The organism is Dysgonomonas sp. 520, from assembly GCF_010501095.1.
Classification (GTDB): domain Bacteria; phylum Bacteroidota; class Bacteroidia; order Bacteroidales; family Dysgonomonadaceae; genus QVMP01.
On sequence record NZ_QVMP01000020.1, the window covers coordinates 54819 to 62594 of the forward strand.

General features: G+C 39.5%; 7 protein-coding genes. 4 read left to right on the forward strand and 3 right to left on the reverse strand.

Going from position 1 to position 7776, the window contains the following annotated elements; all coding sequences use genetic code 11:
• Positions 1 to 165 precede the first annotated feature (165 nt).
• A complete protein-coding gene (locus D0T56_RS11945) occupies positions 166 to 1173 on the reverse strand; it encodes an aspartate-semialdehyde dehydrogenase (RefSeq protein ID WP_163320392.1) in 1008 nt (335 codons plus the stop codon).
• A 156-nt stretch (positions 1174 to 1329) separates the two neighbouring features.
• On the opposite strand from D0T56_RS11945, the gene D0T56_RS11950 reads away from it, so the two are divergent.
• Positions 1330 to 2085: a shikimate dehydrogenase gene (locus D0T56_RS11950; RefSeq protein ID WP_163320393.1), complete on the forward strand. Its 756-nt coding sequence runs from the start codon at positions 1330 to 1332 to the stop codon at positions 2083 to 2085.
• 234 nt (positions 2086 to 2319) lie between these two features.
• Positions 2320 to 2682 (forward strand): hypothetical protein, encoded by a 363-nt coding sequence (locus tag D0T56_RS11955; protein WP_163320394.1) that lies wholly within the window; start codon positions 2320 to 2322, stop codon positions 2680 to 2682.
• A gap of 61 nt (positions 2683 to 2743) precedes the next feature.
• On the opposite strand, the gene D0T56_RS11960 is transcribed toward D0T56_RS11955, so the two are convergent.
• On the reverse strand, positions 2744 to 3193 hold the full coding sequence (locus D0T56_RS11960) for a type I restriction enzyme HsdR N-terminal domain-containing protein (protein WP_163320395.1): 450 nt from the start codon (positions 3191 to 3193) through the stop codon (positions 2744 to 2746).
• Positions 3194 to 3308: 115 nt separating this feature from the next.
• On the opposite strand from D0T56_RS11960, the gene D0T56_RS11965 reads away from it, so the two are divergent.
• On the forward strand, positions 3309 to 4079 hold the full coding sequence (locus D0T56_RS11965; RefSeq protein WP_163320396.1) for an AMP nucleosidase: 771 nt from the start codon (positions 3309 to 3311) through the stop codon (positions 4077 to 4079).
• Between the two features lie 38 nt (positions 4080 to 4117).
• Positions 4118 to 5122: a DNA polymerase III subunit delta gene (gene holA, locus D0T56_RS11970; protein ID WP_163320397.1), complete on the forward strand. Its 1005-nt coding sequence runs from the start codon at positions 4118 to 4120 to the stop codon at positions 5120 to 5122.
• A 57-nt stretch (positions 5123 to 5179) separates the two neighbouring features.
• Here holA and pnp read toward each other — a convergent pair whose 3' ends face one another.
• Positions 5180 to 7345, reverse strand: coding sequence for a polyribonucleotide nucleotidyltransferase (gene pnp / locus D0T56_RS11975; RefSeq protein ID WP_163320398.1), 2166 nt, complete (start codon positions 7343 to 7345; stop codon positions 5180 to 5182).
• Positions 7346 to 7776 lie beyond the last annotated feature (431 nt).

Genomic DNA, 7776 nt, shown 5'->3' on the forward strand with positions numbered 1-7776 from the left:
TTTTTATTTACAAATGAAAATCATAAAAAAACTGTTTTTTAACTATGTTTTAAAATATAAAAATCATCTTATAATTTATTTTCACAATAGTAAAGTGTATATCAATAGTCAATAAAAAAAGAGGAGTCTCCTCCTCTTTTCCTTCAAGCATTATGATAATAAAATTTATATCGCTTTCTCTTTTATCAGATATTCGGCTATTTGAACGGCATTTAGTGCGGCTCCTTTTTTTATCTGGTCGCTAACAGTCCAGAATGTAAGTCCGTTAGGATTGGATATATCTTTGCGAATCCGACCAACATAAACCTCGTCTTTGCCTGTTACGAACAATGGCATCGGATAGTCTTTCTTATCTGTATCGTCTTGTAATATAACCCCGTCGGCTTTTGCAAAAGCAGCTTTCGCCTCTTCTATCGAAATCGGTTTTTCGGTTTCCACCCACGTCACTTCTGAGTGTGCACGCAGAACCGGAACACGCACACACGTAGCACTCACCTCCACATCCGAGTGCATAATTTTACGTGTTTCGTTATACATTTTCAGTTCTTCTTTCGTATATCCGTTTTCCGTAAATTGGTCTACCTGAGGAATTAAATTGTATGCCAATTGATAGAAAAATTTCTCAACCACTACATCTTCACCGTTCACAATTTGCTTAAATTGTGCCACCAGTTCATCCATTGCCGAAGCTCCGGCTCCCGATGCAGCCTGATATGTAGCCACATGTACTTTCTTGATGTGAGAAATATTCTCTATTGCTTTCAATGCCACCACCAACTGTATTGTCGTACAATTAGGATTGGCAATAATACCCCTCGGACGAACTTTTGCATCTTCGCCATTCACTTCCGGAACAACCAAAGGCACATCTGCATCCATACGGAAAGCACTTGAATTATCAATCATTATTGCGCCATGCTTGGTAATGGTTTCAGCAAATTCGACAGAAATACTACCACCTGCCGAAACAAAAGCAATGTCTATACCTTTGAAATCGTCATTGTGCTTCAGTTCCTTCACAGTATATTCTTTATTTTTAAAAGAATAAACTTTACCCGCACTACGGGCAGAACCAAATAAGGTTAATTCTTCGATAGGAAAATTTCGTTCTTTCAGAACTTTCAAAAACTCCTGTCCTACCGCACCACTTGCACCAACAATTGCAATTTTCATTTTCTTGTTTTGATATAAATTATTTGTAATGATAAAAACAGGCTGCAAAGTTACAAATTAAATAAAGATAAACCCTCTCTTGTCTCTTAAAAGAATTGTGCAAGTGCTTACTTTTTTTATAGTTTCTTTGTTAACTTTGGAGCAAAAAAACAGAATATGGCAAAAGACACTTACGGTTTGGTAGGATATCCCATCAAATTATCCTTTTCGAGAGGGTATTTCTCCGAAAAATTTGAGAAAGAAAATATCAATGCAGAATATTTAAATTTCGAGATTGCCGACATATCCGAATTTCCCGATATCGTATCGAAACATCCAAACCTCAAAGGAATGAATGTCACGATACCTTACAAAGAAAAAATCATTCCTTACCTTGACAGCCTAGACCCGAATGCAGCTCAAATTGGAGCGGTGAATGTTATCAAAGTCATAAAAAAGGAAGGACAAAGCAATCCCGAACTGATCGGATACAATTCCGACATGATTGGTTTTCAAAAATCAATAGAACCGCTGATAAACAAAGCCATTCATCGCAAAGCATTGATACTTGGTACGGGAGGGGCGTCAAAAGCCGTAGCGCAAGGCTTAACCAATCTGGGACTTGAATATAAATACGTATCAAGAACAAAAAACAGCGACAATTTCACATACAACGAACTGAATCGGGATAGAGTAGATGAATATACGGTCATTGTAAACGCCACCCCCATCGGCGCATCGTACGACCCTGATAAATGCCCCCATATTCCTTACCAATATCTTTCTGACAGGCACCTTTTATATGATCTGATCTACAATCCTGCCGAGACAAAATTCTTAAGATTAGGCAAAGAAAAAGGAACAATTACAAAAAATGGAGCCGAAATGCTAGTACTTCAGGCAGAAGCAGCATGGAAAATATGGAATAAATAGTCCATCATAACAATCTAGTTCACAACAAATAAACATAACAAACAAGACTAATAGAAAAAATCTATATGGAGATTTTATGTTTTACAACATATTTTTCAAATAAAGTTTATATCTTTGTATCAACAAACAATGCAAGAGATACCATGAAACGCTTATAAAAAGCCATTGGTGTCTCTTGTTTTTATTTTTTTATTAGGTTATTTATAAAGATTGTTTTATTTAAAATTTTAGGTTATGAAACGTTTATTTACTTTGGCTATTGCCATATTTTCTCTAACAGCTGTCGTATCTGCTCAAGATTATGCTTTTCTTGGCAAATTGAATGAAAAGACAACATTCAACGGAATAGTTCGTTACTTGGATGCCAGCTACACTCAACAAGACTATTTGCAACAAATATTTGATATGACGTCTGCTAAATATGCCAGATCTATCAAAAACGGACAGGTAGACGAAAAAGCAATGCAAAAGACGTTGGCTTTCAATCTGGCTCATGCAAGAAATGTATTGACTCCCGAACAATATAGAAAATATTTGATGGTGGTTAACATCACTGCAAGCAGAAACTATCAAGACAAAGTTTTAGCTTCTAAATAAGAAGTAAGAATCACTTACTAACAAATAAAACCGGCTCATTATGAGTCGGTTTTATTGTATATCATATTTCACAATAGGCCGGAATATCGGGCAGATAATTGTACGATTGGGTATCGTAGTCGATAGAGCAGCAATAGTGTTGCAGTCCATTAGAAACCACAAGATAAGCTACCTTCAAAACCATATTGTAACGAACTATCTGGTCGAAAACATCTTGCGTGATCTTCACATCAGGCGATTTATATTCTACAACAAGCAAAGGTTTCAGTTCACGGTTATAGACAACCGAATCGCAACGCTTCTTCTGGCTGTTCAGCAAAACTTGCTTTTCGTTTGCCATAAGGGATTCAGGGTAAGACTTATACTCGATAAGATAATTCACAAAATGTTGCCGCACCCATTCTTCGGGAGTCAGGGCAATGTATTTTTTCCGTATCCTATCCCAAATGAAAGGTTTCTGATCTATCATTTTCGTTTTTACCGGAAATGGCGGAAGATTTAATTCTAACATTCTGCTATCTTTTATTATCTTTGTTTGTTAGTATTATGAGAACTGTCCTACAGATTATGCCCGAAAAAGCATCATTTCGAAAACAGATGTCAAATTTAATATTAAAGGAGGTTTTATGAAAACAAAACAAGAAATAGTTGAAAACTGGTTGCCAAGATATACAAAAAGGTCGCTGGAAGAGTTCGATAAATATATTTTACTTACAAATTTCTCAAAATACCTGCAAATCTTTGCAGATCATTTCGATGTGCCCATAGTTGGCAAAGATGCCAACATGCCCAACGCATCGGGAGGGGGAATCACAATCATCAACTTCGGCATGGGAAGCGCAAATGCTGCCACCGTAATGGATTTGTTGAGTGCCATCAAACCCAAAGCCGTATTGTTTCTCGGAAAATGTGGCGGGTTGAAAAAGATAAACCAAATTGGCGACTACATCCTCCCCATAGCAGCAATAAGAGGCGAAGGTACATCCAACGACTATTTTCCACCCGAAGTACCATCTTTACCTGCTTTTAGCTTGTTGCGCTCGCTATCGTCAAACATTCGTGACTTTGGCCGTGACTACTGGACAGGAACTGTTTACACAACAAACCGCCGAGTGTGGGAACACGACGAGGCCTTTAAAGAATACTTACGATCGATCAGGGCAATGGCTGTGGACATGGAAACCGCAACCTTATTCACATGCGGATTTGCAAACCAAATTCCGACAGGAGCATTACTTCTGGTATCGGACCAACCGATGATTCCCGAAGGTGTGAAAACCGAAAAGAGCGATCAGATTGTGACTCAAAACTTTGTGGAAGAACATGTTAAAGTGGGCATCAAAGCATTGACTACACTTATTAATAACGGTTCAACAGTAAAACACCTTCGTTTTTAAGGTCGCAGACCTTTTTATTGACCTGACCAAGCATAAATATGACTTTTGAGCAGATAAGAAACGACATTCAGGCACGCAAATTTCAACCCATCTACCTACTGATGGGCGATGAGCCATACTATATTGATGAGCTGACTGAATTACTCACCAGTACGATACTTCCCGAAGAAGAACGAGATTTCAATCAGAATATCTTTTATGGGATGGAGACAGACGTGGCAACAATCGTCACTCTCAGCCGCAGTTTCCCGATGATGTCGGACTATCAGGTGATTGTGGTGAAAGAGGCTCAAAACCTGAAAAAGATTGAAGAACTGGAAGTTTATGCTAAAAACCCTCTGGCGTCGACAATACTGATAATCAACTACAAAGGCGGTTCTCTCGACAAAAGAAAAAAACTATATGCCGAAATAGACAAGCGGGGTGTTGTTTTCGAATCGAAGAAAATACCTGACTATAAGATTCCTGCGTTTATTCAGTCGTACTTTACCCTGAAAAAATTGGGTATAGATCAAAAATCGGCTCAAATGTTGGCTGATTTTGTAGGCAACGACCTAAGCAGATTGGTAAATGAGCTTAACAAGCTGATCCTCTCTCTTCCCGAAGGTGAGAAACGCATAACCGCCGATCTTATAGAACGCAACATCGGAATCAGCAAAGACTTCAACAATTTTGAACTATTAAAGGCTGTTATCGAGAAAAATACGTTCAAAGCGAACCAAATTGCCGATTATTTCGAAAAAAATCCGAAAAACAACCCGTTAATTGTCACTTTAGTTGTCCTTTTCAATTTTTTCAGTAACCTGATGATCTGCTATTGGGCAAAAGATAAATCCGAAAACGGAATAGCTGCCGAACTGGGTTTTCGCAACAGCTTTCAGGCTCGCGACTATGTCACCGCCTTGAAATACTACAATGCCTTTAAGTGTATGGAAATAATAGCCCTGCTTCGCAAATACGACGCCATGTGCAAGGGGGTGGACAACTCCTCAGTTCCGGATGGAGAGCTACTGAAAGAACTCTTATACAAGGTGATGCACTAATAAAAAAACAAACCCTCTCTTTTCAGAAAGGGTTTGTTTATCTATATCTATCAGAGATTAATTCTGATTTTCGTTATTTTCCTTTTTCACAGGTTTGTCTGGTCTTGGAGGGCGAGGAAGAAGCGCTTTACGAGAAAGTTTTATCTTTCCTGTCTTGGCGTCAACATCCACCAATTTCACCTCTATTATATCACCTTCTTTCAATCCTGCAGCTTCCATAGTTTCAATTCTATCCCAAGAAATTTCTGAGATATGAAGCAAACCGTCTTTACCCGGCAAGAATTCGCAGAATGCACCATAAGGCATAATTGAACGTACTTTAGCTTCATAAACCTCTCCGATTTCAGGAACTGCAACTATACCTTTTATCTTAGCCATTGCTCCCTCGATCGACGCTTTGTTGTTTGCAGAAATCTCTACACGACCATAGCCGTCAACTTCTTCGATAGTAACAACTGCTCCGGTTTCTTCCTGTATTCCTTGAATAATTTTACCACCCGGTCCGATAACTGCTCCGATAAATTCTTTTGCAATCATCAACACCTCAATACGTGGTGCATTTGGCTTGAAGTCAGGTCTTGGAGCGGCAAGTGTTTCCTGAACCTTATCCATAATATGAAGACGGCCTTCTTTTGCCTGATTCAATGCTTTTTCAAGAATTTCGTAAGAAAGCCCATCCACTTTTATATCCATCTGAGTGGCTGTGATACCATCTCTTGTTCCGCACACTTTAAAGTCCATATCGCCCAAGTGATCTTCATCACCCAATATGTCCGATAGCACTGCAAAGTTTGTTCCTTTTTTCTCTGAGATAAGCCCCATAGCAATGCCCGTAACAGGTTTCTTGATTGCCACACCGGCATCCATCAAGGCAAGTGTTCCGGCACAAACAGTTGCCATAGAAGACGAACCGTTCGATTCCAGAATATCGGAAACCACGCGGATAACATACGCATAGTCGGTAGGTATCATTGGTTTCAACGCACGGTGAGCCAAGTTTCCGTGACCAATCTCACGACGTCCTACTCCTCTTTGCGGACGAGCGTCACCTGTTGAGAATGGAGGGAAATTGTAGTGCAACAAGAAACGTTCCCTGCCATTATAAAGTGCGTCATCAATAATCTTCTCGTCAAGTTTTGTACCCAAAGTTACGGTTGTCAACGATTGAGTTTCTCCTCGTGTAAAGATTGCCGACCCATGCGCTCCGGGCAAATAATCAACCTCGCTCCAGATAGGGCGGATTTGAGTTGTTGTACGTCCATCAAGACGTTTTCCTTCATCAAGGATTGAGCGACGCATAGCTTCTTTTTCCACATCGTGGTAATATTTCGAAATCAATGCACCTTTTTCTGCTAATTCCTCTTCTGTATAGTTTGCTTTATATTCTTCAACAATTGCAGCGAAATTATCTCCACGCTCGTGTTTATTTGTGTTACCGGAAGCTGCTACCGCATAAACTTTATCGTAACATTTTGCCCAAACATCTTTGCGAAGATCTTCGTCGTTCACTTCGTGGCAATATTCTCTTTTAACGGTTGTTCCGCACATCTCCATCAACTCAATCTGAGCCTGACACTGAATTTTGATGGCTTCGTGTGCAACTTTGATAGCTTCCAACATTTCGGCTTCGGAAACTTCTTTCATTTCGCCTTCCACCATCATAATGTTGTCGATAGTAGCACCAACCATAATGTCCATATCGGCTTGAGCCAATTGTTCAAAGGTCGGATTCAAAACAAATTGTCCATCCACCCGTGCTACACGAACTTCCGATATAGGTCCATTGAAAGGTACATCCGAAACAGCCAATGCAGCCGAAGCAGCAAGTCCGGCTAAAGCGTCCGGCATATCTTTTCCGTCGGATGAGAATAATATTATATTAACAAATACTTCAGCATGGTAATCGTCGGGAAACAACGGACGAAGTGCCCTGTCTACCAAACGACATGTAAGGATTTCATAATCGGAGGCACGTCCTTCACGACGGGTAAACCCACCGGGAAAACGACCGAAAGCGGCAAATTTCTCCTTATATTCAACTTGCAAAGGCATAAAATCTACACCCGGATTTGCATCTTTGGCAGCACAAACTGTTGCCAAAAGAATGGTATCTCCCATTCTAACAGTCACAGAACCATCGGCTTGTTTTGCCAATTTACCTGTTTCAATGGTGATAGTCCTTCCATCACCCAAATCGATACTCTTTGTAATCGGATTAATCATAATATATTTCTTTCTTCTTAAAATTCGAGCAAAGGTATGGATTTTTTTTAATTATTCCGTTGACAAACAGCATAAAGATAACATTAACATGATACCAACATTATTTATACCAATCAGTATTTTGATTTTCTATAACAAAAACGTTGGATTACATTAGTCGTTTTACATACGCTTCGCTCCTGTGACCGTTGGTTGTCGTGACTCGGCATAATCAAAACAAATTTTGCTTCTGCTCTCGCTACTTAAAACGTTCAATTAAATTCAACAACATGCTGCGCGTAATCAAAGATTACTTGCATTCCTTTTGAGTCGCCTTCGCTCCTCGATTGTTAATTGCCCTAAGCCGCAAAAGGAATCAAAAAGGCTTTCTGTGACTAAGGCTTCTTGCCGACCCACTATACAGCTTAATAAGCTGAACAAAAAATAACTCG

Coding starts and splice junctions, on each gene's coding strand:
- D0T56_RS11950 (WP_163320393.1), top strand. CDS start 1,330: ATGGCAAAAGACACTTACGGTTTGGTAGGATATCCCATCAAATTATCC.
- D0T56_RS11965 (WP_163320396.1), top strand. CDS start 3,309: ATGAAAACAAAACAAGAAATAGTTGAAAACTGGTTGCCAAGATATACA.
- pnp (WP_163320398.1), bottom strand. CDS start 7,345: ATGATTAATCCGATTACAAAGAGTATCGATTTGGGTGATGGAAGGACT.
- D0T56_RS11945 (WP_163320392.1), bottom strand. CDS start 1,173: ATGAAAATTGCAATTGTTGGTGCAAGTGGTGCGGTAGGACAGGAGTTT.
- D0T56_RS11955 (WP_163320394.1), top strand. CDS start 2,320: ATGAAACGTTTATTTACTTTGGCTATTGCCATATTTTCTCTAACAGCT.
- holA (WP_163320397.1), top strand. CDS start 4,118: ATGACTTTTGAGCAGATAAGAAACGACATTCAGGCACGCAAATTTCAA.
- D0T56_RS11960 (WP_163320395.1), bottom strand. CDS start 3,193: ATGTTAGAATTAAATCTTCCGCCATTTCCGGTAAAAACGAAAATGATA.